Genomic DNA, 743 nt, shown 5'->3' on the forward strand with positions numbered 1-743 from the left:
GGCGACGGACGTCACGGTCGGCGACGGTCGGCGGCGCGCTGACGACGCTCGGCCGGCGGCGGCGCTCGGCGGCCGCGAGACGTTCCTTCTGCTCCTCGGGGAGTTGCTGGTACGCATTCCAGGCCCGCTCGCGCGCCTGCGCGGACAGCTCCTTCGCACTCTGGTAGTTCTCGCGCGCGACGCGGCGCTGCTCGGGCGTCATCCGCGCCCATTCGGTCATCCGGTCCTGCAGGCGCTTTTGATCATCGGGCGTCAACTTCGCGAAACGCGATGCGATCTTCAGCCATTTGCGCTTGCGTGCGTCGCTGAAGCCATCCCACTGGTCGGCGAACGGCGCGAGTGCCGCGTGTTGCGCCGGCGTGAGGCGCGCCCAAGACAGCGGGCCGGAGGCGGCCGGCAGCGGCAGGGGCAGCGGAGGGAGTTCGGTGGTCAGCCCGGTCGCGGCCGATGCGGGCGCGGCAGGGCTGTTGGCCGCGGCGGTGGGCGTCGCGGGGGCCGGGTGGAATCGTGGGTACGTGGCGACGTAGGAAACGGCGATCGCGATTACGCATCCGAAAAATACGGCCAGGCCGCGCTTCTGACTCACCCGTGCGATCCCCTCGTTATTGTCTGTTAGTGCGCACGCGACAGATACGCGTTGAACCCGTGATCGAGATACGCGTTGAGCGGCAGGTCGTCGCTGAGCATCGCCGCGTCGATGTCGGCGAGTTCGGCGGTGCGCTGCATGTCTTCCCAGTAGGCGA

2 protein-coding genes are annotated in these 743 nt (G+C 69.2%); both read right to left on the bottom strand.

Features of this window, described 5'->3' with window-relative positions; all coding sequences use genetic code 11:
• A partial coding sequence (locus ABY44_RS09215; RefSeq protein ID WP_431641129.1) for a DUF3106 domain-containing protein occupies positions 1-586 on the bottom strand: 586 nt, incomplete at its 3' end.
• Between the two features lie 26 nt (positions 587-612).
• A partial coding sequence (locus ABY44_RS09220; RefSeq protein WP_431641130.1) for a DUF3619 family protein occupies positions 613-743 on the bottom strand: 131 nt, incomplete at its 5' end.

This window comes from Burkholderia sp. ZZQ-2 (assembly GCF_050768715.1).
Taxonomy (GTDB): domain Bacteria; phylum Pseudomonadota; class Gammaproteobacteria; order Burkholderiales; family Burkholderiaceae; genus Burkholderia; species Burkholderia cepacia.